26 protein-coding genes and 1 riboswitch are annotated in these 25068 nt (G+C 32.3%); of the genes, 7 read left to right on the forward strand and 19 right to left on the reverse strand.

The features are described 5' to 3' along the window. Positions 1 to 107 precede the first annotated feature (107 nt). Positions 108 to 1487 carry a RecQ family ATP-dependent DNA helicase gene (locus tag AC3WQX_RS04630; protein ID WP_023350235.1) on the reverse strand — a complete coding sequence of 460 codons (1380 nt, stop codon included), beginning with the start codon at positions 1485 to 1487 and terminating at the stop codon, positions 108 to 110. Further along, a complete protein-coding gene (locus AC3WQX_RS04635; RefSeq protein ID WP_023350234.1) occupies positions 1474 to 2436 on the reverse strand; it encodes a YpbB family protein in 963 nt (320 codons plus the stop codon). Before AC3WQX_RS04635 ends, AC3WQX_RS04630 begins: the two co-directional genes overlap by 14 nt. A 108-nt stretch (positions 2437 to 2544) precedes the next feature. Here AC3WQX_RS04635 and AC3WQX_RS04640 point away from each other — a divergent pair, with 108 nt between their 5' ends. After that, positions 2545 to 2793, forward strand: a complete 249-nt coding sequence (locus tag AC3WQX_RS04640; RefSeq protein ID WP_002433578.1) for a ferredoxin — start codon at positions 2545 to 2547, stop codon at positions 2791 to 2793. A gap of 148 nt (positions 2794 to 2941) precedes the next feature. Here AC3WQX_RS04640 and AC3WQX_RS04645 read toward each other — a convergent pair whose 3' ends face one another. From AC3WQX_RS04645 to AC3WQX_RS04670, 6 genes are all read right to left on the reverse strand, one after another. Continuing rightward, positions 2942 to 3481, reverse strand: coding sequence for an ECF transporter S component (locus tag AC3WQX_RS04645; protein ID WP_023350233.1), 540 nt, complete (start codon positions 3479 to 3481; stop codon positions 2942 to 2944). Positions 3482 to 3543: 62 nt separating this feature from the next. Then, positions 3544 to 3693, reverse strand: a riboswitch (FMN riboswitch). A gap of 315 nt (positions 3694 to 4008) precedes the next feature. Then, positions 4009 to 5775: an ATP-binding protein gene (locus tag AC3WQX_RS04650; protein ID WP_023350232.1), complete on the reverse strand. Its 1767-nt coding sequence runs from the start codon at positions 5773 to 5775 to the stop codon at positions 4009 to 4011. Then, positions 5759 to 6484, reverse strand: a complete 726-nt coding sequence (locus tag AC3WQX_RS04655) for a response regulator transcription factor (protein ID WP_002433904.1) — start codon at positions 6482 to 6484, stop codon at positions 5759 to 5761. The genes AC3WQX_RS04650 and AC3WQX_RS04655 overlap by 17 nt, the downstream gene beginning before the upstream one ends. Before the next feature lie 135 nt (positions 6485 to 6619). Continuing rightward, positions 6620 to 7357: a pseudouridine synthase gene (locus tag AC3WQX_RS04660; RefSeq protein WP_002433632.1), complete on the reverse strand. Its 738-nt coding sequence runs from the start codon at positions 7355 to 7357 to the stop codon at positions 6620 to 6622. Beyond that, the gene (gene scpB / locus AC3WQX_RS04665) at positions 7350 to 7892 is read right to left on the reverse strand and encodes an SMC-Scp complex subunit ScpB (RefSeq protein ID WP_002453300.1); all 543 of its coding nucleotides are present in this window, start codon (positions 7890 to 7892) and stop codon (positions 7350 to 7352) included. Before scpB ends, AC3WQX_RS04660 begins: the two co-directional genes overlap by 8 nt. Further along, positions 7885 to 8616, reverse strand: coding sequence for a segregation and condensation protein A (locus AC3WQX_RS04670; protein ID WP_002433782.1), 732 nt, complete (start codon positions 8614 to 8616; stop codon positions 7885 to 7887). The genes scpB and AC3WQX_RS04670 overlap by 8 nt, the downstream gene beginning before the upstream one ends. 97 nt (positions 8617 to 8713) lie before the next feature. Between AC3WQX_RS04670 and AC3WQX_RS04675 the strand changes: the two genes are divergently transcribed. Continuing rightward, positions 8714 to 9247 carry a DUF309 domain-containing protein gene (locus AC3WQX_RS04675; protein ID WP_023350231.1) on the forward strand — a complete coding sequence of 178 codons (534 nt, stop codon included), beginning with the start codon at positions 8714 to 8716 and terminating at the stop codon, positions 9245 to 9247. Between the two features lie 52 nt (positions 9248 to 9299). Here the strand turns inward: AC3WQX_RS04675 and xerD are convergent, their stop codons facing one another. The 3 genes from xerD to AC3WQX_RS04690 form a co-directional block, all read right to left on the reverse strand. Continuing rightward, on the reverse strand, positions 9300 to 10187 hold the full coding sequence (gene xerD / locus AC3WQX_RS04680; protein WP_023350230.1) for a site-specific tyrosine recombinase XerD: 888 nt from the start codon (positions 10185 to 10187) through the stop codon (positions 9300 to 9302). A gap of 88 nt (positions 10188 to 10275) precedes the next feature. Next, positions 10276 to 10725 carry a ferric iron uptake transcriptional regulator gene (fur, locus tag AC3WQX_RS04685; RefSeq protein ID WP_002433885.1) on the reverse strand — a complete coding sequence of 150 codons (450 nt, stop codon included), beginning with the start codon at positions 10723 to 10725 and terminating at the stop codon, positions 10276 to 10278. 104 nt (positions 10726 to 10829) lie between these two features. Further along, positions 10830 to 11372 (reverse strand): NUDIX domain-containing protein, encoded by a 543-nt coding sequence (locus AC3WQX_RS04690; RefSeq protein WP_023350229.1) that lies wholly within the window; start codon positions 11370 to 11372, stop codon positions 10830 to 10832. Positions 11373 to 11454: 82 nt separating this feature from the next. Between AC3WQX_RS04690 and AC3WQX_RS04695 the strand changes: the two genes are divergently transcribed. Further along, positions 11455 to 12363: an aldo/keto reductase gene (locus AC3WQX_RS04695; RefSeq protein WP_023350228.1), complete on the forward strand. Its 909-nt coding sequence runs from the start codon at positions 11455 to 11457 to the stop codon at positions 12361 to 12363. Positions 12364 to 12540: 177 nt separating this feature from the next. Here AC3WQX_RS04695 and AC3WQX_RS04700 read toward each other — a convergent pair whose 3' ends face one another. After that, positions 12541 to 12783 (reverse strand): hypothetical protein, encoded by a 243-nt coding sequence (locus AC3WQX_RS04700; RefSeq protein ID WP_023350227.1) that lies wholly within the window; start codon positions 12781 to 12783, stop codon positions 12541 to 12543. Between the two features lie 54 nt (positions 12784 to 12837). Next, the gene (locus tag AC3WQX_RS04705; protein ID WP_023350226.1) at positions 12838 to 13593 is read right to left on the reverse strand and encodes an SDR family NAD(P)-dependent oxidoreductase; all 756 of its coding nucleotides are present in this window, start codon (positions 13591 to 13593) and stop codon (positions 12838 to 12840) included. Positions 13594 to 13759: 166 nt separating this feature from the next. On the opposite strand from AC3WQX_RS04705, the gene proC reads away from it, so the two are divergent. Then, on the forward strand, positions 13760 to 14575 hold the full coding sequence (proC, locus tag AC3WQX_RS04710; protein WP_030059028.1) for a pyrroline-5-carboxylate reductase: 816 nt from the start codon (positions 13760 to 13762) through the stop codon (positions 14573 to 14575). A gap of 57 nt (positions 14576 to 14632) precedes the next feature. On the opposite strand, the gene rnz is transcribed toward proC, so the two are convergent. Then, entirely contained in the window at positions 14633 to 15553 is a 921-nt protein-coding gene (rnz, locus tag AC3WQX_RS04715) for a ribonuclease Z (RefSeq protein WP_023350224.1), read from the reverse strand. Positions 15554 to 15961: 408 nt separating this feature from the next. Between rnz and zwf the strand changes: the two genes are divergently transcribed. Beyond that, the gene (gene zwf, locus AC3WQX_RS04720) at positions 15962 to 17446 is read left to right on the forward strand and encodes a glucose-6-phosphate dehydrogenase (protein WP_002433925.1); all 1485 of its coding nucleotides are present in this window, start codon (positions 15962 to 15964) and stop codon (positions 17444 to 17446) included. Positions 17447 to 17701: 255 nt separating this feature from the next. Continuing rightward, positions 17702 to 18577, forward strand: a complete 876-nt coding sequence (locus AC3WQX_RS04725) for an AraC family transcriptional regulator (RefSeq protein ID WP_002433855.1) — start codon at positions 17702 to 17704, stop codon at positions 18575 to 18577. 104 nt (positions 18578 to 18681) lie between these two features. Here AC3WQX_RS04725 and AC3WQX_RS04730 read toward each other — a convergent pair whose 3' ends face one another. From AC3WQX_RS04730 to AC3WQX_RS04740, 3 genes are all read right to left on the reverse strand, one after another. Next, positions 18682 to 20334, reverse strand: coding sequence for a glycoside hydrolase family 13 protein (locus AC3WQX_RS04730; protein ID WP_023350223.1), 1653 nt, complete (start codon positions 20332 to 20334; stop codon positions 18682 to 18684). 212 nt (positions 20335 to 20546) lie between these two features. Then, positions 20547 to 21953 carry an NADP-dependent phosphogluconate dehydrogenase gene (gene gnd / locus AC3WQX_RS04735; protein ID WP_002433673.1) on the reverse strand — a complete coding sequence of 469 codons (1407 nt, stop codon included), beginning with the start codon at positions 21951 to 21953 and terminating at the stop codon, positions 20547 to 20549. Between the two features lie 78 nt (positions 21954 to 22031). After that, complete coding sequence (locus tag AC3WQX_RS04740) at positions 22032 to 23156, reverse strand: M20/M25/M40 family metallo-hydrolase (protein ID WP_023350222.1); 1125 nt, start codon at positions 23154 to 23156, stop codon at positions 22032 to 22034. A gap of 163 nt (positions 23157 to 23319) precedes the next feature. Between AC3WQX_RS04740 and prli42 the strand changes: the two genes are divergently transcribed. Continuing rightward, on the forward strand, positions 23320 to 23415 hold the full coding sequence (gene prli42, locus AC3WQX_RS04745; protein ID WP_150130644.1) for a stressosome-associated protein Prli42: 96 nt from the start codon (positions 23320 to 23322) through the stop codon (positions 23413 to 23415). Positions 23416 to 23472: 57 nt separating this feature from the next. On the opposite strand, the gene AC3WQX_RS04750 is transcribed toward prli42, so the two are convergent. After that, a complete protein-coding gene (locus tag AC3WQX_RS04750; RefSeq protein WP_023350221.1) occupies positions 23473 to 24450 on the reverse strand; it encodes an aromatic acid exporter family protein in 978 nt (325 codons plus the stop codon). 14 nt (positions 24451 to 24464) lie between these two features. Next, on the reverse strand, positions 24465 to 24902 hold the full coding sequence (gene brxB / locus AC3WQX_RS04755) for a bacilliredoxin BrxB (RefSeq protein ID WP_023350220.1): 438 nt from the start codon (positions 24900 to 24902) through the stop codon (positions 24465 to 24467). Positions 24903 to 25068 lie beyond the last annotated feature (166 nt).

A 25068-nucleotide genomic window follows, 5' to 3' on the forward strand; every position in this document is an offset into this window, starting at 1 on the left:
AAAATTCTTTAAGTAAAGCGATAGCTAGCCTGAGAATGAAGATTGCCAATTTAGTCAGAAATAAATGATGCTTCATAATCATTTTAACTAGATATAATTATCTGAAGTTAATCTTCAAATAAGTTTTGCAATTTTTCTTTATAATTCATTTTCCTTTTTACTTTTTTGCGATTAAAAGTTTTTATTTCTTCCAATTCAGTATCATTGTCGCAACATCTTACAGGTTTATCCGGATGTTCACCAAAAAACTCGAGTAAATAATTACGGCGACATTGATCTAAATTTTTATAGCCTAGTATGCGCATGTATCCTAAACGTTTACGTTGAAATGATTTTTTAAATATTGATTTAAGGTCATTAATTGTAAACTGACGATATAACGTATCTAGAATATCCTTTTTAACGGGTGGTAAAAATTCACCTAATTCAAACATAGAGATATCCTCTTCAGTCATCATATCTGCAAACAATAAGGTTTCTAAAATGAAACTATCATCGGGTTGATACAAACTAATGGCTTGACTCGGTTTACCATCTCTTCCTGCGCGACCAATTTCTTGTAAATAATTGGAAGGACTTGAAGATAAATGAAAGTGAATGACAGTTCGGATATCTTTTTTATTTATTCCCATCCCAAAAGCACTTGTGGCTACGATAATAGGTATATCATTATTTAAAAATTGTTGTTGAACAGTTTGACGTTCTTGATAACTCAAATCACCATGATAAATGCCCGTTAAGAATCCCGCCTCATAAATTAATTTAGCTAATTCTAGACATCTTTTCTTAGAGGAAATATAAATAATCGTGGGTCCTGAATAGCTTAAAAAAGGTATGAGCCACTTTATTTTCTCATCATCATCATTAAAATTCTTATGTTGTAAAGAAATGTTATCTCTATTCATACTCGTTTTAATGACATTTAAATCAATACTAAGAATATGTGATAAATCTTCTTCTAAATGTGGTGGAGCTGTCGCAGTTAACGCTAGTATACGCGCATTTTTGAAGTGAGAAGTGATTTGTCCAATAAGGGCATAATGTGGTCTAAAGTCATAACCCCATTCTGATAGACAATGAGCTTCATCTAAAACTATTAAACCAAAGTCTAAATGTGATATTAACTTGAAATTCTGTGGCTGTAATAGAAATTCGGGACTTAAATAAATGAATCGACTTTGTGAAATTTGATTAATATGGTTTCTCTTTTCGATTTCATCCATACCTGAATGTATATATGAGACGTGAGATTCACCATTAAGTTTCATTTGCATCACTTGATCATCCATTAAAGAAATTAACGGTGATATGACTAACGTTGGTTTCTCAATTAAATATGTAGGAAGTTGGTAACATAAACTTTTCCCGCTTCCTGTAGGTAAAATACCTAAGGTGTGCTTACCTGCTAATATGCTTTCAATAATCTCCTTTTGGCCACGTTTAAAAGTCTCAAATCCAAACCATTCTTTAAGTTTATCTTCTAACACGTAAGTCACCTCGCTCAATACCTACGATGATTAATTTTATTTGAAAATAAGTTAAGTCTTCAAATGCTTGTTTGTATTCTCTTAATCTTAGGCCTATGTGATGATCATAATATTGAATAAATTGATCAATTTGTTTTTGATTGACATAAGTGTTGTAATCATTCTGATAACCTTTAATAAATATTTCCAATACATGATCTTCAATAGTATTTATTTTAACGTTTTGATGTTCTGCTATTTCGTTCATATTCATACCGTGTAGTAATTTTTGATAACTTAGAAAAGTTTGATTTAACAACTGAGGTAAGATAATTGTTTGAGATAGTATAGGATAATTAGATTCGTCTTCAATCTCATCTAATAAATCTATCAGTTGATTCATCTCTAATTCAAATAGTTCAGATTGCTTTATATCCTCTATCAAACTAATTTGCTGACGAGTATACATAGGTTCCTCATACCCTTGTAGATAGTAATGTAGCACATTCTTATTATTGCGACGTTCTATTGCGTCGAATAGTGAATATATTTCTGATATAAATGACGCTTCTAATTGAGAGAGTTTGATATGATTATATAGCTGTTTCACTTTCTGTTGTACGTAAGTATTTTGAACTACTGGAATAAATTTAAATGTATCTTTGCGAGTATTCGATAATGTTTGGATAAGTAGTTGTATACAACTAAATGTTCGGGTTAAACTATCATATGTATATCGAGGATGCGTTTTGATATCTAATTCATGATTAAAATCATCCTTTTGTAGTATAAATCGCTCAAAAGTAGGATATTTTAAATTGGGTAAACTATGATATAATGACAAAAGTTGTTGGCTCGAAGCGTCAAAAAAAGTTTGATGAGACTTCTTGCCTATTAAAATATTATAAATACTTTTATTTGTTTTGTAGTTAAATGCATGATCAATAGCATAAGATAATATATCGTACAAATTAAACCCTCACTCTATAAAACGAATATATTGAAATGAAAAATGTCGATGTCTACAATTGTATTAGTAATACTAGTGTAGCATTTTTATCAAAGGAGGCGAATGAAAATGGCTAAATATACAATCGTTGATATGGATACTTGTATAGCATGCGGTGCATGTGGTGCAGCAGCTCCAGATATTTATGATTACGACGACGAAGGTATTGCTTTCGTAATCCTTGATGATAACCAAGGTACTGCAGAAGTGCCTGAAGAGTTATACGAAGATATGGAAGATGCACTAGAAGGTTGTCCTACTGATTCAATTAAAATTGAAGACGAACCATTTGATGGTGACGCGCTTAAATTTGAATAATAAATTGACTCGAATTCTTAATTATAATTGTTAGGAATTCGAGTTTTTATTTTTGATTACTACTTGCCTTATTTTTATTTAAGAATGATATCAAAAACGCTCTTGATACTAAGATATTTTGAGATAACTTAGTATCAAGAGCATTTATTTATTTTAAAATATTTTTTAGTCTTTTATATAGTAAAACAAAGATAATTGAAATGATGATACCTTTGATAATATTAAACGGTATTACACCGGAGACAATAACAATTTTAAGATTTTTAACGACATCTCCTAAATTAAATATCATTCCATATAATGGAAGTAATACAAAGTAATTTAAGATACTAAGTACAATAGTCATTACAATCGTACCAACTATTAGACCATAAATTAAAGTGCGTGTTGAACGTTTGTTTTTATATACATAATAAGCTGATAATAAGAAACTTGCCCCGGCTAAAAAGTTTGCTACAGGCCCAACAGGGTCTCCCATGTTAAATAAAAAGTTTAAGATATTTTTAATGAATGCGACAATAATACCTGCAATGGGACCTAATAAAAAAGTAGCAAGTAACGTTGGCACATCACTAAAATCTAACGTTAAGTATGGTGGTAAGAATGGTAGCGGAAACTTTATAAATGTTAATACAAACGCAACCGCACTTAACATACTTATAGTTATAAGACGTTTATTTTGTTGCATATTTAATTTTCTCCTTCCATTCATCTTGCTTAGAAAAGGAGGAAATTTGCACAACAAAAAACCTCCATCTTCTCCCATCCAGACTATACTGTCGGCTTCAGAATCTCACTGAATCAAGAAATAATATGACAACTACGTGTGTTATCGAATTATTTCGTCGCAGGCTTAAATTTACTGCCGGTTGGGAATTGCACCCGACCCCGAAGATGAATATTGATAATGTTTTTATTTAATTTTTATATTACACGATAAAGGTGATAAACTCAATGACTCTGCTTTCTTATTAAAAAATAAAATCGTTAGTATAAAGTACTTAGTTATTTATTATCAAAAAGATATTCGATCAATATAAAAGTGCTTCCTTTCATCAAATCATTCAATTGACCTAATTTTCTATAAATCAAAAATGAAACTTTATCGTTGATGTGAAGTTAGAACATATTAGAAACACAAAAATGCACCCCAATAGTTAGATTAAATCTCCAACTTAATGAGATGCACATCGAATTCGTATTTTAAAATTTTGTTTACTCTGCTACATAATTTTTAGGTTGAGGGAGCTTAATTATAAATGTGGTACCTTTACCGAGCTCACTTTTTACTTCAATTTGTCCACCATGTTCTTCAATAATCATCTTACAAATAAAGAGACCTAAACCAGTTCCCTGCTTACCACGTTTACGTGAGGCATCCACTTTATAGAAGCGGTCAAACACTTGTTGTAAATGTTCTGGAGCAATACCTGTACCTGTATCGCTAATATATAAAATATTATATTGCTCATCTTTACTTGCAGTTACTGCAATTGTGTCACCTGGTTGTGTATATCTTGATGCATTATCAATGAGATTAGTTAAAACTTGATCCATTCGATCCATGTCATAATCCCATAGAAGATGATCATTGCCAGAGTTAAATTCCATTGTTAATCCTAAATCGTCTGCTTGCATACGGTATTTAGCTTTCATTTTATCTAAAAGATTTTTTATTGGTTGTACTTCTTTCTCAACCGATAGACCTTCAGCATCCATTCGTGCAACATTTAATAATTCATTAACTAGACGATTTAATCGCTTAGATTCATCTAATACAACACCAAGCGAATCACGAATTTCATCTGGTTCAGTGACTATGCCATCAACGATTGATTCCGTATAACCTTGTAATAAGGAAATGGGTGTGCGTAATTCATGGGATACATTAGCGATAAAGTCTTTTTTCATTTGATCTAAATTATGTTCATTTGTCATATCACGAATAATCACTACAATACCACTTCTACCATTTGGCTGAATACGATTGATATAACTTGTGATAAAGACGTAATAACGCGTACTAATTTCTATTTCGAGAAATTCAGTTCCTTTGGATTCAAATGTTTTTTCGATTTGTTGTTCGATTGATTCTTTTGAAAAATCATCAATAAAATGGATGATATCATCAGCCATTTTATTAGAAAAGATAACGACTCTTTGATCGTTTATACCTAATACACCTTCGACCATGGAGTTTAATAAACTGTCACGAATACTTTTAGATGATGATAAAACGTCAATATGTTCTTGAATCTCGTAATTCATATTATTGAAAGCTCTTGATAAGTCGCCAATTTCATCTTTAGTAGAGACTGAAGATATTTGACTATAATCACCTTCAGAAACTTTTTGTGCTTGTGTCTTTAATTGTCTCAAGGGTTTCGTAATTCTGTTCGATAAGAAGAATGCAAATACTGTACTAGCTGCTATAAATATAATTGCAGTAATCAAAATGATAATAGTTATAGCATTATTTGTATCTTCAATAGATTTTAAGTCTTTATAAATAAACACACCACTATGCTTACTACTAGCATCTTCTTGTGGTTTCATTGGATAACCTAATAGTATATATGATTGTGTATTACCGTTATTTTTAATTGTGACGTTTTGAGTTTCAAATTCGCCGTTATTGAAGACTCTTTTAAATTTAGGGCTCTTTTTAATTTCATTGAGCATTTGAGTTTTAGTATTATTATATGATGCGTGTGGTTTATCATTAAAATTATTCATAATGATTAAACCACCAGGACCATCTACAAGTTTTTGACTGTTTTGGATAGCAAGTGATTTATTGTGAGATTTCTCAACGAGTGAACTAATTCTTTTGGCATCTTCTTTAATAGAATTTTCAGTTTCTTGCGTAAAATAATATTGAATAAAGGTAATTAAGGATACACTTAATAAAATTAAAACTGTCGCTACTATTAAGATAATAGTTAACCACAGTTTTATAACTACGCTATTTAGTCGGTTCATCACTGGCTTTGACCTCGAACTTATAGCCTACACCCCAAACAGTTTGAATCATTTGAGCTGCATCGTTAGATACACGATTTAATTTCTCTCTTAAACGTTTTACATGTGTATCTACTGTTCGCAAGTCGCCATAAAATTCATAATGCCATACTTCTTTAAGTAATTGTTCACGATCGAACACCTTATTAGGTGTCTTAGCTAGATATATGAGTAATTCATATTCTTTAGGTGTTAAATTCACTTGCTCGTTATCTGCAAGTACTCTATGTGCATCATTATCAATCACTAAATGATTGAATTCAATAATATCACGTGCATGTGGTTCGCTTTGTTCTGAGTTTGCAGATTGAGTACGTCTTAATAAAGCTTTAACTCTTAATACAACTTCTCTAGGTGAAAAAGGCTTAACAATATAGTCATCGGCACCGGATTCAAAACCTTCAACTCGGTTAGTTTCTTCTCCTTTTGCCGTAAGCATAATAATAGGTGTATCTTTGTGTTCTCTTAGTTTAGATGCGACTTCTATACCATCCATTTCTGGTAGCATTAAATCTAAAAGAATGCACGCATAGTTATTATCCATCGCAAGTTGATAAGCTTCCTTACCATCACTAGCTTCATGGATTTCAAAAGATTCTCTTTCTAAGTATAATTTAAGCAATCTTCTGATTCTGTCTTCATCATCAACGATTAAAATTTCGTTAGCCATATTACTTTTTACCTCCTACACATGCTGTTCAAATTCATTTGTTATTATAGCACAGGTTGAACATATTAAGTGACTGATAGTTAAAACTATGTGAAAAAAATCTCAATCTTATTGGTAAAAACATATTTTTTGTGTTTATTTACCATTTTCGGCTAAATGTCTTAACGTTTTCACCTCATGAGGAGTCAACACACGACCTTCTCCGGCATTTAAACCTTTCAAGTCTAAAGGACCAAATTGAATACGTGTTAATTTATTCACTTCATGACCAAAATATTCAAACATACGGCGCACTTGACGATTTCTACCTTCACTAATAGTAATTTCGACTAATGTAGTGTTTTTCTCTTTATCTTGTCTTTTTATTTTTACCTGAGCCGGTTGAGTGAAACCATCTTCTAATTCAATGCCTTGTTCTAATTCTTTAACTTGTTCTCTCATTAAATAGCCTTTTAATTTAGCAACATATTTCTTTTTAATGTGATAACGTGGATGAGTCATTAAGTTAGTGAATTCTCCGTCGTTTGTTAACAATAAAACACCTGATGTATCATAATCTAAACGTCCAACTGGATATATACGAGTTTCAATATCTTCAAAATAATCTGTCACAACTTTACGACCACGATCATCAGATACACTCGTAATAACTTGAGTAGGTTTATAAAATAAGATATACATTTTATCTTCTTGTTCTATTTTAATGCCCTCTACTTCAACTGTGTCTGAGTGAGACACTTTTGTTCCTAATTCAGTCACAACTTGTCCATTTACTTTGACTTTTCCTTCGGTTATGAGTGTTTCAGCTTTGCGTCGTGATGTATAACCACTATTCGCAATTCTTTTTTGTAGTCTCTCTAATTCTTTACTCATTTGAATCTCCTTTTTGATTAACTAAATTACTAAAGAATTCATCCATTTCAGCATCATCCTCTTCAGTCGTTGGTAATGACTCAAGACTTTCTATACCAAATACATTTAAAAATAAATCGGTAGTTATTAAATGATGACTTCTAGAATGATCGACCTCTTTAGCTTCTACTAAACCTCTAGCTATAAGTGTTTTAACAGCGCCATCGGAATTAATCCCTCTTATCATTTCTATATCGCTACGAGTGAGTGGTTGATTATAAGCGATAATAGAAAGTGTCTCCATAGCTGCCTGAGATAACTTCATTTTAGATTTTTGTTCAATAAGCTGTTCAATATAAGACGATGCGTCTTTTTTCGTTGTTAAAACATATGTTGTACCAAATTTTTGGATAACCAAACCAGGAGATTGATAGGTATCGATTAACTGGTCGAGTTCATTTTCATTCAACTCCAAAATTTCCAATAATTGCTTCTGCTCTAATCCTTCATCACCAGAAGTATATAATAAAGCCTCTAATATTCCTTGGTTATCCAATGTTGTAATTCACTCCTCTAATGATATCGATGTCCTCAAATTGATTGTTTTGATTAATATTGACGATACCAGATTTAGACATTTCTAATATAGCTAGAAAATGTGTTACTACTTGTTCTACTGGTTCGTGGAAAGTAAATAAACTAAAGAAATTAAATGATTCATGCTCTTTTAGACGATTTGTAACTTGTTCGGTTGCTTGTTGAATTGTAAATGTCTCTTTTTTAATTTCTACAGATTTAGGAGTATTGAGTTCTACTCGATTTTTAACTCTTTGATAAGCTACGATGAGTTCTGTTAAATCTATAGTCTGATTTGGATCCCATGATTCATCAGTTTCCAAATGTGATAAATCAGTAGGATACTTCGTATAATAAAGTTCTCGTTGATCTTTCATATCATTAAGTATTTCAGTATATTCTTTATAGTTTTGATATTCGATTAAACGCCCTACTAAATCTTCACGGGGATCTTCTTCAATGTCATCTTCTACACTCGTTTGAGGTAGCAATAATTTACTTTTAATCATTAAAAGTTCAGAAGCCATGACTAAATATTCACTAGCAATATTAATTTCAAGTTGATTCATCGCATGAACATATTGCATATATTGCTCAGTTAAAGCTTTCATGGGAATATCATAAATATCTATTTCAAATTTCTGTATTAAATGCAATAACAAGTCTAATGGTCCGTTAAACGCATCTAGTTTCACTTCATACATCGTATCTACCTCAATCTCGTGTTGCATCTTTAGTGCATATTTCACACAAATATTATAGCATGAATACATATAACTTTTAAATTTTGGGTGGATTGCCATGGATGACGCGTTAATTCATTTCTATTATCAATTTCATAAGCATCAACATTATTTTTTATGTCATGATATTTTAGAAGAAGCTTGGAAATTAAATCCCTCTTTCTCTAAAAATGACGCGGTAGTGAGTTTGATACTATTTGCCTCAGCTTGTTATCATTACCGCCGGGATAATATTAAAGGTGCTTTAAAGTCATATAAAAAGTCACTGTCTGTTATTAAACAAGCAAAAGATAAAACTCAATTACATTTAAATATAGATGAGTATCAAAGCATGATTTTACATCAAATAAATTCTATTAAAGATCATAATGCATTTGTACCTGTCAAACTACCTATACACACATCATTTGAGAAAGTTATTAAACGTGTATATCAAGATTATAATTTTACTCAATTTGTAATATCAGAGCCTTACATTGTTCATCATCATATAAAACGTGATCGAACAGAAGTTATACAAGCCCGTGAAGAAGCAAGACAATTACGTCGTTCACATACTCAACGGCCTTATAATACATTAAAAGACCAATAAACGTATGATAGCTACATTAAATCACTACGTTTATTGGTCTTTTAAATTACAATTAAGCTCTAGGATGAAATTGATTATACATTTTTCGAATTTGAGATTTTGATACATGTGTATATAACTGTGTCGTAGATATATCAGAATGGCCTAACATTTCCTGGACAGCCCTTAAATCAGCGCCATTTTCAAGTAGATGTGTAGCAAAGGAATGTCTTAACGTGTGAGGTGTTAATGTCTTGTTAATGTTCGCTTTAAAACCATTCTGTTTAATCATCTTCCATATACCTTGTCGTGATAAAGGTTTACCATGCATATTAAGAAATAATACATGTGTGACAGTTTGTTTTAATAATTGAGGGCGAACTGTTTCAATGTATGTAGTTAAATACTCAATAACAGCATCACCTAAAGGAACAATACGTTCTTTATTTCCTTTACCAAAAACTCTGACAAACCCCATCATTAAATTGACATCTTCGACTTCTAATTGAATAATTTCAGAAACGCGCATACCTGTAGCATATAAAAGCTCTAACATCGTCCGATCACGATAACCATTATTCTTACTCAAATCTGGTGTTTCTAATAAATCCAAAACTTCCTGAACCTCTAATACGTCAGGTAGTTTCTTTTCGTATTTTGGCGTTTCAATTAACACCGTCGGATCTTTCGCTGCATATCTTTCTCTTAATGCGAACTGATGAAAGCTTCTAATTGTAGATATAAAACGTGCGAGTGATTTTGAGGATTGACCCAAATCTATTAAATGACCTAGGCACTCCTGAATCACTTGACGATCCACGAAATCAATATGGGAAATTTTTCTTTCTTCAAGATATTCTTCATATTTTTTTAGATCCCTACGATAAGCGCCAATGGTATTACTACTCAAACCCTTCTCGATTTGAATAAAATTCAAATATTCTTCAATGATTGTATTCATATAAGCACCTCTATTGAAGCGGTGGCTTCTTTAAACTTATTAGATTGCGTTAGAATTTTTAAGTATATTTGTGAAAATAAACCCCTAATTAGCCTTTACCTTTCGCTTGGCAATCAGAACAAACGCCATGGAAAGTTAAACGATGGTCAAGTATTTTAAAGTTAAATTCATTTTCAACACGATTTTCAACTTCAGGTAGTAAATCTTCATCAATTTCATCTACCTTACCACATTCCATGCATACAAGATGATGATGGAAATGTTTAGCCCCTTCTTTACGTAAATCGAAACGAGCTACTCCGTCACCAAAGTTTATTTTATCAACGACTTTGAGTTCAGCTAACAACTCTAAGGTTCTGTATACCGTAGCTAAACCAATTTCAGGCGCTTTATCTTTCACTTTTAAATACACATCTTCAGCACTAAGATGATCTTTTTCATTCTCTATTAAAACTCTAACTGTAGCCTCTCGTTGTGGAGTTAATTTATAAGATGATTGTTGTAATTGTTGCTTCACGCGATTGAGACGTTCTTCCACGGAAGCCTCACTCCTCTACTAAGAATTATAATCATTTTAATTTAATCTATGATTCACTAAATAAAATATCAATATTCTCAATAAAAAGCAAGAGTTTACGCTAGTTATTTAGAATGATTATAATTTAATAATAAGTGCTGTAGAGCGATAATTGTTTTAGCATCCTCGAGTTCCTTGTTTTTTAACATAGATTTTACATTCTCAATAGATACCTTATGTAGTTCTACAAATTCGTCATCATCTAAATTCATTTCACCTTCAGACAACTGATCTGTAAAATAAATTGATAATTTCTCACTTGAAAAACCTGGAGATCCATACATATCTGTTACAAATTCTAGATTTGAAGCAATATATCCTGTCTCCTCTTGTAATTCACGTTTCGCAGCTTCTTCACGCTCTTCACCTTTTTCAAGTTTGCCTGCTGGTATTTCAAGCAAAGGTTTTTCAGCTGGCTTTCTAAATTGTTTAACTAATAGGACTTCGTCTTCAGGTGTTACTGCACACACTGCTACGGCACCATTATGATAAACTAATTCACGTTTAGATGTACTGCCGTCGGGTAATTCAACATCATGTAGTTCTAGGTCAATAATTTTTCCATTGTAAATGACTGTGCGGTCAATAGTTTTTTCGTTTAATCTCATATGTAAACACGTCCCTTTTATTTATATTTATAAATTGATAAACTGAATGCGTCAGTTAAAGTGTATCGAAAGGAGAATGGACATGCAAAAAAATATTTTAAAAAGTGGCATCGAAATTTCTGAACTTGGTTTGGGTTGCATGAGTTTAGGTACAGATTTTAATAAAGCGCAACCTATCATTGAAAGTGCAATCGAACAGGGTATTACATATTTTGATACTGCAGATATGTATGATCAAGGAATTAATGAGGAAATTGTAGGAAAAGCTTTAAAGAAATATCAAAATCGTGATGACATCGTAATCGGTACGAAAGTCGGCAATCGACTAACTGACGATGGAAACGTAACATGGGATCCCTCTAAGAAACACATTAAAGAAGGTGTGAAAGGATCTTTAAAACGTTTAGGACTAGACCGTTTAGATTTATATCAATTGCATGGTGGAACAATTGATGATCCACTAGATGAAACTATCGGTGCTTTTGATGAATTAAAACAAGAAGGTATTATTAGAGCTTATGGTATTTCATCCATCCGTCCAAACGTTATTGATTACTATTTAAAACATAGTCAAATCGAAACTTTAATGTCTCAATTTAATTTAATAGATAATAGACCTGAAAGTCTTTTAGATACTATTCATGAGCAACAAGTTAAAGTGTTAGCGCGTGGACCAGTGTTTAAGGGATTATTAACCTCTAATAGTGTCGACGCATTAGATAAAAAGTTTAAAGATGGTATTTTTGAATATACTCGTGATGAGTTAGGTGAAACCATTGCATCAGTTAAAGAAATTGAAAGTAATTTAAGTGCCCTTTCATTTAAATATTTAACTTCTCATGATGCTCTTGGTTCAATCATCGTCGGCGCAAGTAGTGTAGAACAATTAGAAGAAAATGTGCGTAACTATTATAAGGATGTAAGTTTAGATCAAATTAAATCTGCGCGTGAACGTGTGAAGAATTTAGAATATACTCAACATCTAAAATAATGTATAAGAGAGTTTAAAATATAAAAGCTTTAAGATGATTTCAACTTACTGAAATGGTCTTAAAGCTTTTTTTGCTTACTCTGAAGCGAGAGTAGTATGAGTAGTCTCATTATAGATTTCTTGAAACCAATAAACATTCTTAATAAAAGCCACCCATCTCAAAATAAGTTTCGGTCATTAAAATTGTTTGATGTAAACATGGGTCTTTTGTGTCGTTTTTACATTCACTTCTATTCCAAGAATCTGCTGTTGGATTACAAGTTGATGAAACTTTGCCTCAATATATTCAATTTCAGCATCACTGAGCGTGTTATAAAATTCAGTTCCAACTAAATATTCTAAAGTAAAACTTCTATTAATTGGTAGTCGTTTAGAATTAGCGATTGCTTTATTAATAATACCATCAATGCTACATATCATTTTTAGCCCACCCTTTTAAAAGGACTTATAGCAAGCCTGCTTCATAATTAATCACTATTCTTTGTTTTTAAATAAATTCGGTAAACAATTTTCCAGTGTTCTCGGTGCAAGGTGATATAATTTTAAAATATTATGCATCCACCCAGGTTGATTGATTTCTTTTTTATTCTTTAAAATTCCTAAAATGATGCGCTCGGCAAGTTGCTCAGCATCAATCATTATAAGTTTATATTTATTAAAAAAAGCAAGTGACGGGTCTGCCTTTTTATGAAATGGTGTATCGATAGGTCCAGGATGTACTGCCATAATATGAAATTCAGGTTCTTCTAATCTCAATGCGTTAAGAACGGCAGTCAATGCAGCTTTTGAAGCGCCATAGTGTGCCGCGTTAGCTTGCGTAACAAAGGCCGCTTGACTTGAAATGCCGATAATATGTGCATGTTTTACTAACTTTGGTCGTAGAATTTGGTACATTAAATTAAAACTTACGAGATTAACGTCATATGTTTCAATGACTTCGTCTAAAGTATGGTTATTAATGGATTTAAAATAACCTAAACCTGAACTGTATATGAAACCATTGACTGGCGCTTTTATTTTTTCTGAGAGTTGGTAAATATCTTCTCGTTGTTGTAAGTCACATTGAATGACATTTATATTTTTAGAATGACTTCTGAAATCAATTTGATTAAATTTAGAAATGTTTCTAGCTAAAACAGTGACATGAGCGCCTCTTTTAAGAAGTTGGTGAACGAGGGATAATCCAAGACCACTTGTTCCTCCTGTCACGATATAATGTTGTCCTATCATATTTAACATCCTTTTTGTACTAACAATGCATTTTATAAGGAAAATGAAGTAATATCATGCGTTTATACGAGTTATATTACTTCTTATAGATATGTGTTACTATGTATTTATAATCTTAAGGCAATATAAATGATTAATCAAAAGAGATGAAGGTGATGTGGTTAAAATGAAACTTGTATTCTATGGTGCAGGTAATATGGCACAAGCTATTTTTACAGGAATTATTAATTCTAATAATTTAGATCCCAATGACATTTATTTAACAAATAAATCAAATGAACAAGCTCTGAAAGATTTCGCGGAAAGATTGGGAGTTAATTATAGTTATGACGATAAAGAATTATTGAAAAATGCTGACTACGTTTTTCTTGGAACGAAGCCACATGATTTTGAAGCATTAGCAGAAAGAATTAAAGATGATATTACTGATGATAATCGCTTTATTTCTATTATGGCTGGCCTATCGATTGATTATATTAGACAGCTATTAGATACGAATAACCCATTAGCACGTATTATGCCAAATACTAATGCGCAAGTGGGACATTCTGTAACAGGAATTAGCTTTTCAAATAATTTTGGACCTAAATCTAAAGATGAAGTTAATGAATTAATTAACGCATTTGGATCGGTTATAGAGGTTTCTGAAGATCATTTACATCAAGTGACTGCGATTACAGGTAGTGGTCCTGCATTTTTATATCATGTATTTGAGCAGTATGTAAAGGCAGGTACTGAACTAGGATTAGAAAGAGATCAAGTAGAAGAATCTATTCGTAATTTAATCATCGGGACAAGCAAGATGATAGAACGCTCTGATTTAAGTATGGAACAATTAAGGAAGAATATTACTTCTAAAGGTGGAACTACTCAAGCAGGCTTAGATGCCCTATCTCAATACGATATTGTATCAATGTTTGAAGACTGTTTAAGTTCTGCTGTTAATCGTAGTGTAGAATTATCAAATAAAGAATCTGAATAAATAAGCTAAAACGCTTTTTCCCTTTCCCGGCTTAAAGGGTAAGGAAAAAAGCGTTTTTTATATTTTATATGTCTCGAAATCTTTAACGAAATAAAATTGTGGAATCTGAGATTGATTGTTAATTTCTTTATAAATAGATTCTACATCTTCTAAGTTGTATCGATTGCTAATATGAGTAATAAGACTTTTACCAACATTAGCGTTCTTAATCAATTGAAAAACATCATCTATGTGGCTGTGATGATAATTGTTGGCAAGTGTCTTTTCCCCTTCTATATAAGTAGCTTCGTGTACCATGACATCTGCATTTTTAGCTAATACATATTCATTATCACAAGGTTTCGTATCTCCAAATATAGCAATGATTGGGCCAGGTTTCGCTTCTCCTTTAAAGTCATCAGATTGGTATATCAAACCATTATGTTCAAATGTATCTTGTATTTTTACTTCTTGATATTTTGGACCAGGTTCTAACCCAATGGCTTTTAGAGCTTCCACATTAATTGTTCCTGGTGTGGTTGGTGCTTCTATACGATAGCCATAAGATGTAATACCATGATTTAACACTTCTGCTTGTACCGTAAAACCCTCATGATGATATGTAAATTGTTGATTAATTTCAATATATGTAATTGGGTAATTAAGATGTGATTCCGATAACTTTAAAGACGTTTCAATATAATTTTGAATTCCTTTAGGACCAATTAGAGTTAAAGGTTTATTTTCTCCGCCTTGGAAGGAGCGACTTGTAAGTAATCCAGGAAGACCAAATATATGATCGCCATGCATATGAGTAATAAAGATGTGATCAACTTTTCCTAACTTTATTGAATGATGTAGGATTTGGTGTTGCGTTCCCTCGCCAACGTCAAATAACCATACTGAATTTGAATATGGTTCTAAATTTAAAGCGATGGATTGTGTGTTTCTCTCTTTAGTCGGTAATCCTGCACTCGTACCGAAAAATGTAACTTCCATGCATGATCCTCCTTTTCTTTCATATATTCTATCATATGTCATCATATTTTCTATATGAAGAAATAAAATATAATCAATACATTGTGTTTAATCCTTATACTTGCTAATCACTTATATGTATTTGTATGGTAAAGATATATGGTTAAATAGGATATAATCATGATATGATTTTGTTAACATTAAAACAATGTACTTCATAGTGTTAGTGCTATTGGAATAATCATTTTCGAAAAAAATAAATTGTGCTTAATTTCAAGCATATTTGATGACCATAAGTAATGATTATCATATAATATAATAATCTAGTATAATGATATATTTATTAAAAATGAAAGCATTGATACTAATATAAATCGGTGAGTCAATTGATATTCATCATATATCTATTTAAGAATTGAGGTTTTGATCTTGAGTACTAAAAGTAAACACATCCCTTGTTTAATAACAATATTCGGTGCCACTGGTGACCTTAGTCACAGAAAGCTATTCCCTTCTATATTTCATTTGTTCCAACAAGATAATTTAGATGAGCATATTGCTATCATTGGTATAGGTCGTCGTGATTATTCAAATGAGGAGTTTCGTGATCAAGTTAAATCATCAATTCAGAAACATGTTAAAGACACGAATAGAATTGATGAATTTATGAATCATGTCTTCTATCATAAGACGGATGTAAGTGATGAAAGAAGTTATGAATCCTTACTACAATTTAGCAATCAATTGGATAAAGAATTAGGTTTACAAGGTAATCGTTTATTCTATTTAGCGATGGCACCTCAATTCTTTGGAGTTATCTCTGATTTCTTAAAATCATCTGGCCTTACTAATACAAAAGGTTTTAAACGATTAGTGATTGAGAAACCATTTGGTAGTGATTTAAAATCAGCAGAATCATTAAATAACCAAATTAGACGTTCATTTAAAGAAGAAGAAATTTATCGTATTGATCATTATTTAGGTAAAGATATGGTGCAAAACATTGAAGTACTACGCTTTGCGAATGCCATGTTCGAACCCCTATGGAACAACAAATACATTTCTAATATTCAAGTAACGTCTTCAGAAATTTTAGGTGTTGAAGATCGTGGTGGTTATTATGAATCAAGCGGTGCTTTAAAAGATATGGTGCAAAATCACATGCTACAAATGGTTGCCTTATTAGCGATGGAAGCACCTATTAGCTTGAACAGTGAAGACATTCGTGCTGAAAAAGTTAAAGTTCTTAAATCATTACGTCAATTTAAACCTGAAGAAGTTAGAAAGAACTTCGTACGAGGTCAATATGGTAAAGGAACTATAGAAGGTAAAGAAGTTAAGTCTTATCGTGAAGAAGATCGTGTGGCCGAGGATTCTAATACACCTACATTTGTATCAGGAAAATTAACAATTGATAACTTTAGATGGGCTGGTGTCCCTTTCTACATTAGAACTGGTAAACGCATGAAATCGAAATCGATTCAAGTTGTTGTTGAATTTAAAGAGGTTCCTATGAACTTGTATTATGAAACAGATAAATTATTAGATTCTAATTTACTAGTCATTAATATTCAACCTAATGAAGGCGTTTCGTTACATTTAAACGCTAAGAAAAATATTCAAGGCATCGATACTGAACCAGTTCAATTATCTTATGCTATGAGTGCACAAGATAAAATGAATACGGTTGATGCATATGAGAACTTGTTATTTGATTGTCTTAAAGGTGATGCTACTAACTTTACGCATTGGGAAGAATTGAAATCAACTTGGAAATTTGTAGACGCTATTCAAGATGAGTGGACTATGGTTGAACCATGCTTCCCTAACTATGAAGCGGGTACTAATGGCCCTCTTGAAAGTGATTTATTATTAAGTCGTGATGGAAATCACTGGTGGGACGATATTCATTAATTTACTGTGATAACGTAATAGATTTTTAATGATTGTTTAGAAAGTAATTTAAATTTAAGTGAATGATGGCGAACTTATTTATAGTATTGCACATAAGGTGTTCTTATCTAATGAATACTTAGCAAGCTATACCTTCAAGTCCGTTGTTGTTCACTTTTTTGATTTTAATTTTAAAATACTAGGGCTTTCAGATGTATCTTAGGCGAAAATAATGTACAATAATGATTATGATTCAAAGTAATTGGAGTGAAAGTTTTGGACGTTATCAAGCAAATACAACAGGCAATCGTATACATTGAAGATCGTCTATTAGAGCCTTTTAATTTGCAAGAACTCAGTGATTACGTTGGTCTTTCGCCATATCATTTGGAACAATCATTCAAAATGATTGTTGGTCAATCGCCAGAACAATATGCTCGCGCTCGTAGAATGACGATTGCAGCAACAGACGTCATGCACGGCGCAAGTCGTTTAATGGATGTAGCTAAAAAGTATAGATATGCTAATTCTAATGAATTTGCTAATGACTTTAGTGATTTTCATGGCATTTCACCTATCCAAGCCTCAACAAAAAAAGATGAACTTAAATTTCAAGAAAGATTATATATAAAATTGTCAACGACAGAAAGAGCTCCGTATACATACAGGCTTCAAGAAACAGAGGATATTTCACTTGTTGGATACTCTAGGTTCATCCCTACTAAGGACTTATCTAATCCTTTTAATGTCCCTGATTTTTTAGAGGATTTATTGGTTGAGGGCCTTATTAAAGAACTTAGACGATATAATGATGTGAGTCCATATGAATTATTTGTCGTTAGTTGTCCGCTTGACCAAGGTTTAGAACTTTTCGTTGGTGTTCCTAGCGAACGTTATCCAGCTCACTTAGAAAGTAGATTCTTACCAGGACGGCACTATGCGACATTTAATTTACAAGGCGAAATTGATTACGCTACGAATGAAGCGTGGTACTATATTGAATCGAGCTTACAACTCACGTTACCTTATGAACGAAATAGTTTGTATGTTGAGGTTTATCCATTCGATATTTCATTTGACGACCCATTCACTAAAATACAATTATGGTTGCCTATTAAACAAGAAGCTTACGATTTTGATGAACTAGATTAAATTTGAAAATGATAAAAGGTAAAGTGATGTAAACTTTGAATAATACATCACTTTACCTTTTCTTTATGTGGAAGACTGTTGTTGCTCGTCTTCTCACGTGGTGTTTAGACTTTAATGACAAACGCTTCATATGGCTGTATTTTGTCAAAGTCTATAACATGGCTACTATAGTTGTGAAGCATGACTTGCTGTTCATTTTCAATGAGATAAGGGACATTGAGTTTTGAAACTTGATCAGTAAGATTTCCTACAACAAGTATTTTCTTGTTATTCAGTGTACGAGTGTATGCAAAGAGATTAGGATTGTCTTCATCTACTAAATTAAACTGTCCATATGTGTATATTTCATCAGATTTTTTTAATTGAATTAAATCTTTATAGAATTGTAGTATTGATTGAGGATCATGGATTTGTTGTTCAACATTGATTGTTTTATAGTTAGGATTGACCGGGAACCACGGTGTGCCATTGGTAAAACCTCCGTTAGTTGATTGATCCCATTGCATAGGTGTTCTTGAATTATCACGATTCTCCATTTTATATTTATTTAAAAGTGCATTAACATCGCCACCTTGAGCTTTAACGATGTTGTATTCGTTTTTTACTGCAACGTCATTGAACGTTTCTATACTATCAAATGGGTAATTAGTCATACCTATTTCTTGACCTTGATATATAAATGGTGTGCCTTGCTGTAAAAAGTATGTTACAGCATGACTTGTAGCAGATTCGTACCAATACTGTTTGTCATCTCCCCATGTTGATACACGACGTGGTTGGTCATGGTTTTCGATAAATAATGCATTCCAACCAACATCTTCTAAGCTTTTTTGCCAACGATTTAAAATAGTTTTGTAAGATTTTACATCAAATTTTGAATCTCCTGTACTCCATAAACCTAAGTGTTCGAATTGAAAAATCATATTAAATTTGCCTTCTTCTTCGCCAACCCATTCTTTAGCGTTATCAGGGTTTACACCATTAGCTTCACCTACTGTCATAATATCGTATTGACTTAGTGATTTATCCTTCATTTCTTGAAGCCATGGTTGGATACCAGGTTGATTCATATCAACATCAAAGGCTGGCGCATATGATTTTCCCTCTGGCAAAGGTAAATCTCCAGCTTCAAATGTCTTTTTGATATGAGTGATTGCATCAACTCTAAAGCCATCAATACCTTTATCAAACCACCAGTTCATCATTTCAAATACAGCATTGCGTACTTCTGAATTATCCCAATTCAAGTCGGGTTGTTTTTTACTAAATAAGTGGAAATAGTATTGGTTTGTTAATTCATCATATTCCCAAGCTGATCCATTGAAGATACTCTCCCAATTGTTAGGCTCAGAACCATCCTCTTTAGGATCTTTCCAAATGTACCACTCTCTTTTAGGGTTATCCTTACTTGATTTAGACTCTATAAACCACGGATGTTCATCTGATGTATGATTTACAACTAAATCTAAGATTAATTTCATACCTTTATGATGGACTTCTTTAAGTAAACGATCAAAATCTTCCATGGTGCCAAATTCGTCCATGATAGCTCTATAGTCACTAATATCATAACCATTATCATCATTAGGAGATTGATACATCGGGCTTAACCAAATCACGTCGATACCTAAATCTTTAAGGTAATCTAATTTTTCGATAACACCAGGCAAATCACCGATACCATCATTGTTACTATCATTGAAACTCCTAGGATACACTTGGTAAGCTACTGCTTCTTTCCACCATTTTCTGTTCATTTGGTTCACTCCTCATTCGTTATTGTCGTTTGTCTCTCTATAAAGTGTGTTGGATTGATACTCTCTTTTAATATACATTTGTAGTTTAACAATTTTATAATTCTTTGTGTGCATTTATGCAAGCGCTTGCATAGATATTGTAAATAGAGCCTCACTCCATAAAATTAAAGTTTTGAGTGAGGCTAGTATCTTTATTTATTCAATATTGATAATTATTCTTCAACCCATTGTGTGTGGAATACACCTTCACGATCTTTACGTTCATAAGTATGTGCACCGAAGTAGTCACGTTGAGCTTGAATTAAATTTGCAGGTAAGTCTTCTGAACGATAACTATCGTAGTAGTTAATACTTGCTGAGAAACCAGGTGTAGGAACACCATTTTGAACACCTGTTGCAACAACATCACGTAGTGCATCTTGATATTCAGTTACAATATTTTTGAAGTAAGGATCTAGTAATAAGTTTTGTAATTCTGAGTTATTATCATAAGCATCTTTAATTTTTTGTAAGAATTGAGCGCGAATGATACAACCCTCTCTCCATATCATAGCTAATTCGCCCAGTTTTAAATTCCATTCATGATCTTCACTTGCTTTACGCATTTGAGCAAAACCTTGTGCATATGAACAAATTTTACTCATATATAATGCTTTGCGAATCTTTTCTAAGAATTCTTCTTTATTACCTTCAAAAGAAGCTTTAGGACCATTCAATGTTTTAGAAGCATTAACACGTTCTTGTTTAATTGATGAAATAAAACGCGCAAATACTGATTCTGTAATAATTGTCAACGGTATACCTAATTCAAGTGCATTGATTGAAGTCCACTTACCAGTACCTTTTTGCCCTGCAGTATCAAGAATTTTTTCAACTAGTGCTTCCTTATCATCGTCTAATTTTGTGAAAATATCACCAGTGATTTCGATTAGATAACTTTCTAATTCACCAGCATTCCATTCTTTAAAGGTATTAGAAATTTCTTCATGAGACATTCCTAATAAGTCTTTCATCATCGCGTAGCTCTCTGCGATAAGTTGCATGTCAGCATATTCAATTCCATTATGAACCATTTTGACGTAATGTCCTGCGCCATTTGGCCCAATATAAGTCACACATGATGCACCATCTTTAGCTTTTGCAGCGATTGCATCAAGAATATCACTTACTTTATTATATGCGTCTTCTTGGCCACCTGGCATTAATGAAGGTCCAGTTAATGCACCTACTTCTCCACCAGACACTCCCATTCCGATGAAATTAACGCCACTTTCAGCAAGTGCTTTATTACGACGGATTGTGTCTTGATAGTTTGTGTTGCCTCCGTCGATTAATATATCATCATCATCTAGTAAAGGTAATAAGCCATCAATTGTTGCATCAGTAGCAGGTCCAGCTTTGACCATTAGTAAAATTTTACGGGGCTTTTCGAGTGAATTAACAAATTCTTCTAAAGAGTAAGTTGGGTGAATTTGTTTACCTTGTGATTCTTCAATCATTTCATCTGTTTTTTGTCTTGAGCGGTTATATACTGAAACACTATATCCTCGAGATTCAATGTTCCAAGCAAGGTTTTTACCCATTACAGCTAAACCTACTACTCCTATTTGTTGTGTCATATTACTTACCTCTCTTGTTCAAAATTTTCAATAATATTGTAACATAAAACGCATATTAACAATTACTAAAAGACTGTATTATTCGCTAACAAGTTCTATAATTTTTAAAATTTGACTTGCTAACATACATAAATCTTTAGTAGCGATACGTTCAGATGTTGTGTGGATGTTTTCATAACCTACTCCTAAAATAACTGAAGGAATTCCATATCTATTCATTATATTTCCATCAGAACCACCGCCAGCAATACAAGTATCACCATTAAGTCCTAAAGCAACTGCACTTGCTATTGCATATTTTGTCACGTCTTCATGATCTTCCACCTTAAATCCTGGATAACTTGTTTCTATTTCTACATGAGCTTCACCACCAAATTCTTTAGCAGTGCTCTCAAAGGTATCTTTCATATGTTGAACTTGTACTTCAATACTTTGGTCATTGTGAGATCGTGCTTCAGCTTCAAGAACAACTTCATCAGCAACAATATTTGTTGCAGAGCCACCATGGAATTTACCAATATTTGCAGTTGTTAAATCATCGATTTGGCCTAAATTCATTCTACTAATCGCTTTAGCAGCGATATTAATAGCACTAATACCTTTAGTTGGGGTACTCGCGTGAGCCGTTTTACCTTTAATGGTAGTATAAATCTTCATTTGTGTAGGGGCACCGACAACAGTTGTACCTACCTCTTTACTTGCATCAACGGCATAGCCAAAGTCTGCATCTAGTAATTGCGTATTTAATGCCTTAGCTCCCAATAAACCTGATTCTTCACCAACTGTAATGACAAATTGAATTTGTCCATGAGGTAAATTATGCTCATTTATCTGTTCGATTGTTTCGAGTATAGCAGCTAAGCCTGCTTTATCATCTGCGCCTAGAATAGTTGTACCATCAGAGTAAATGTAACCATCGTCCTTCACTTGAGGTCGTATATTTACACCAGGCACTACTGTATCCATATGACTAGTGAAATAAAGCTTTGGTATCTGTTTGTTTGATAAATTACTAGGTAAAGTGCATATTAGGTTGTTAGCGCCTAATCCTTCTTGTTCTGAAGCGTTATCCTCCTTGACGATTAGCCCTAGATTTTCAAATTTTTCTTTAAGTATAGGTTGAATAGTTTGTTCATAACCTGTTTCTGAATTAATTTTTGCTAACTCTAGAAAAGTATTCAATATACGTTCTTTGTTAATCATGATTGCAAGTCCCCTTTCGTATATAAATATATTTTAACTGACTTTCAAGTTTATCAAAAATAAATTGATTGCTTTTTAGAATTAAATCATATAAGGTTACGATATATAGACGTATTTAAGTCGTTGTTAAACGATTTATATAAATATACGGAGGAATTAAGAATTGAATAATAAAGTTTTACGTATCATTATTATTGTTATGCTTGTAGCCGTAGTACTTGCATTACTACTTACAAGTTTGGCACCAGTTATGAACTAATAAATAAACCGTTACATCGAACTTTTTTCAAAATAAGTTTAATGTAACGGTTATTTTTCATATTTCACTATGCAATTTTAACGAACCAAATTGTGATTTGATATTTAAGTATTCTTCTAATTCATTTAATATCTGTATAACATTTGCTCGTGAATTTAATGCTTGATGTGTAGTTGGTAACGGTAATTGATCTAAGGATAGTCGAATCTCATAAAGTGAGTGAAGTCGCAATGCTGTATAATCGTTACTATTAACGTTGCTGCCTATTTCTGACATTAATTGAGATATTTTTTCAAGGATAGGGTCATCAGTAGAAATACTCTCTATAAGATGCGTCATTCTTTTTAATAACTCTACTTGTTCTTCTCTCATATCAAAGTAGTGATAGTAGGAGTTTTCATTTCTGACAAAATGATTTTTAACATCCCTAAAAGCTAAGGACTTTGCTTTCTTGATGTTCAATAGTAGTGCGTCGAATTTAATATCTAGTTGATCTTTGCGCATTGTACAAGCATGACTAAAAATAGTGAAAATATCTGTAATTTGATGTTCAATATCATTTTTATAACGTTTTAAATTTTTGTCTAAACTTGGCATCATGAGATTCATAATAAAGGCAATACCTAAACCTACTGTTAAAAGTAGTATTTCATTAATCATCAAGTGCCCATTAATTTCTTTAGCATTAAAAACATGTAATAAAATGACGCAACTCGTTATTACGCCTTCTTGAGCATTGAGAACAACTGTTAAAGGAATAAATAAAAGGACAATTAAACCTAAAACTAATGCATGTTGACCTAATAAACTAAAAATAGCTGAGCCTAAAAACAAAATTAATAAACATGAGACTAGGCGTGAAACAATAGCTTGTACAGAATGCATTTTAGTATGCTTGATACATAATACGACTAAAATCGCACTAGAAGCATAATTATCTAAACCTAGTAACTTACAAATTATAACTCCTAGCGTCATTCCTACTGCAGTTTTGAGAGTTCTAAATCCAATCTTATAAGGATTTAACTTTAACATGTGTTTTAGGCCTCTTATCTTTCTTCACAATATTTTTCGAATAAGCCTTGTAATTGGTTGATTACATCCATAACATCATGACCTTCAATTTGATAACGTTCTATCATTTCAGTAATTTTACCGTCTTTAATTAATGCAAAAGAAGGACTTGAAGGTGCATATCCTTCAAAATAATCTCTTGCTTGTTGAGTTGCTTCTTTATCTTGTCCAGCAAAAACTGTGACTAGTCGATCTGGTAATTTATCATAGTGTAATGCGTGAGAGGCTGCTGGACGTGCAATACCACCAGCACAACCACAAACTGAATTGACCATAACTAAAGAAGTGCCATCTTGTTTTAAAACACTATCTACTTCATCAGCAGTTGTTAATTGTTCATAACCTGCTTCTTCAATTTCATTACGTGCTTGTTCAACAACCCCGTTCATATATAAATCGAAATTTAAATCCATATTAGGTCACCTTTCATTTCATTGTTAATTTTAACTTCTTTTATTCTACTAATTAAAAGTATATTGTTCAACAAGCTTGATTAAGTATTCTCACTCATTTTCAAATAAAATAAACTGTCGACAATATCAATGAAGTTGTCGACAGTAATATATGGATATGTGAGAT

The organism is Staphylococcus sp. FW104-15G4D, from assembly GCF_058790135.1.

Excerpts from the sequence above, each read along its gene's own strand:
- AC3WQX_RS04640 (WP_002433578.1), top strand. The coding sequence starts at position 2,545 with ATGGCTAAATATACAATCGTTGATATGGATACTTGTATAGCATGCGGT.
- AC3WQX_RS04645 (WP_023350233.1), bottom strand. The coding sequence starts at position 3,481 with ATGCAACAAAATAAACGTCTTATAACTATAAGTATGTTAAGTGCGGTT.
- AC3WQX_RS04650 (WP_023350232.1), bottom strand. The coding sequence starts at position 5,775 with ATGAACCGACTAAATAGCGTAGTTATAAAACTGTGGTTAACTATTATC.
- AC3WQX_RS04655 (WP_002433904.1), bottom strand. The coding sequence starts at position 6,484 with ATGGCTAACGAAATTTTAATCGTTGATGATGAAGACAGAATCAGAAGA.
- AC3WQX_RS04660 (WP_002433632.1), bottom strand. The coding sequence starts at position 7,357 with ATGAGTAAAGAATTAGAGAGACTACAAAAAAGAATTGCGAATAGTGGT.
- AC3WQX_RS04670 (WP_002433782.1), bottom strand. The coding sequence starts at position 8,616 with ATGTATGAAGTGAAACTAGATGCGTTTAACGGACCATTAGACTTGTTA.
- AC3WQX_RS04675 (WP_023350231.1), top strand. The coding sequence starts at position 8,714 with ATGGATGACGCGTTAATTCATTTCTATTATCAATTTCATAAGCATCAA.
- xerD (WP_023350230.1), bottom strand. The coding sequence starts at position 10,187 with ATGAATACAATCATTGAAGAATATTTGAATTTTATTCAAATCGAGAAG.
- AC3WQX_RS04690 (WP_023350229.1), bottom strand. The coding sequence starts at position 11,372 with ATGAGATTAAACGAAAAAACTATTGACCGCACAGTCATTTACAATGGA.
- AC3WQX_RS04695 (WP_023350228.1), top strand. The coding sequence starts at position 11,455 with ATGCAAAAAAATATTTTAAAAAGTGGCATCGAAATTTCTGAACTTGGT.
- AC3WQX_RS04700 (WP_023350227.1), bottom strand. The coding sequence starts at position 12,783 with ATGATATGTAGCATTGATGGTATTATTAATAAAGCAATCGCTAATTCT.
- AC3WQX_RS04705 (WP_023350226.1), bottom strand. The coding sequence starts at position 13,593 with ATGATAGGACAACATTATATCGTGACAGGAGGAACAAGTGGTCTTGGA.
- proC (WP_030059028.1), top strand. The coding sequence starts at position 13,760 with ATGAAACTTGTATTCTATGGTGCAGGTAATATGGCACAAGCTATTTTT.
- rnz (WP_023350224.1), bottom strand. The coding sequence starts at position 15,553 with ATGGAAGTTACATTTTTCGGTACGAGTGCAGGATTACCGACTAAAGAG.
- AC3WQX_RS04730 (WP_023350223.1), bottom strand. The coding sequence starts at position 20,334 with ATGAACAGAAAATGGTGGAAAGAAGCAGTAGCTTACCAAGTGTATCCT.
- gnd (WP_002433673.1), bottom strand. The coding sequence starts at position 21,953 with ATGACACAACAAATAGGAGTAGTAGGTTTAGCTGTAATGGGTAAAAAC.
- AC3WQX_RS04740 (WP_023350222.1), bottom strand. The coding sequence starts at position 23,156 with ATGATTAACAAAGAACGTATATTGAATACTTTTCTAGAGTTAGCAAAA.
- AC3WQX_RS04750 (WP_023350221.1), bottom strand. The coding sequence starts at position 24,450 with ATGTTAAAGTTAAATCCTTATAAGATTGGATTTAGAACTCTCAAAACT.
- brxB (WP_023350220.1), bottom strand. The coding sequence starts at position 24,902 with ATGGATTTAAATTTCGATTTATATATGAACGGGGTTGTTGAACAAGCA.